A 1,229-nucleotide genomic window follows, 5' to 3' on the forward strand; every position below is an offset into this window, starting at 1 on the left:
CGCGGGTTCTAACGGTTAGAGCAACACCTGATTATTGAAGGGTGTTGATCGAGATGAGTCCGAGGTTCTCGGAGCGGATGCTGGGCGATGTCGTCGAACGGTTATGGGATCTGCGTCAGCAGGGTCTCACCACCGAGCAGATCGGCGTCGATATCGGCTGGGAAGCCACCGCGGTCCGCCGACATATTCACCAGCACGGCGGGGTTCGACCCCGATGGGGCCGCGCGCTGAAGGGCCGCTCTCTGACGCTCGAGGAACGGATCGAGATCCAGGCCCTGCACCGGGCGAAAGTCGGGATTCGACCAATCGCCCGTCAACTGGGCCGGTCCCCGTCGACGATCACGCGGGAGCTGCAACGGCACCGACTTGCCGGCCGTTACCGAGCAACGACGGCGCAGGCTCGGGCGTTCCAGAACGCGCGCAGACCCAAGCCCAGTAAACTCGCGACAAACCCGGAACTGCGCGGTTTCGTTCAGAATGAACTTCAGCTGAAGCGTTCACCGGAGCAGATCGCGGGACGGTTACGCAGAGAGTTCCCCGACCGGCCGGAGATGCGTGTGTCACCCGAAACGATCTACCAATCGGTGTATTTACTGGCCCGCGGCGGGTTGAAACGGGAGCTGGAGAAAAAACTGCGCACCGGCCGGGTGATCCGCCGCTACCAGCGCCGCGACGACGAACGCCGAGGCCGGATCCAGGACATGGTGCTGATCGCCGACCGGCCCGCCGAAGCAACCGACCGGGCTGTCCCCGGCCACTGGGAAGGCGACCTGATCATCGGCAAGGACGGTCACTCCGCGATCGGCACCGTCGTCGAACGGCACTCCGGGTACCTGCTGCTGATCTACCTGGACCCCGACAAGAACCGGGTCGACGCGGTCCGGGACGGACTGATCACCAAGCTGAAAGACCTGCCGGACAAAATCCGCCGCACCCTGACCTGGGACCAAGGCACCGAAATGCACAAACACAAAGAAGTGTCGGTCGCAGCGGATATCGACATCTACTTCTGCGACCCGCACTCACCCTGGCAACGGCCCACGAACGAGAACACCAACGGGCTGCTGCGGCAATACTTCCCGAAGGGCACCGACCTGTCCGTGTTCAGCCAGGAAGACCTCGACTATGTTGAGTGGGAAATGAACGACCGGCCCCGCAAACGACTCGAGTTCGCGAAGCCGGCCGAAGTCATCGAACAGGTGCTGTTGCAATGACCGCTTGAAACCGCC

The 1,229-nt window shown here is 62.8% G+C and carries 1 protein-coding gene; it reads left to right on the forward strand.

Annotated elements, in window-relative coordinates:
• The first annotated feature begins 77 nt into the window (after positions 1-77).
• Positions 78-1,214, forward strand: a complete 1,137-nt coding sequence (locus ABIE24_RS17645) for an IS30 family transposase (RefSeq protein WP_502916305.1) — start codon at positions 78-80, stop codon at positions 1,212-1,214.
• The last annotated feature ends 15 nt before the right edge of the window (positions 1,215-1,229 follow it).

The organism is Mycetocola sp. 2940 (assembly GCF_040548835.1).
GTDB lineage: Bacteria > Actinomycetota > Actinomycetes > Actinomycetales > Microbacteriaceae > Mycetocola_A.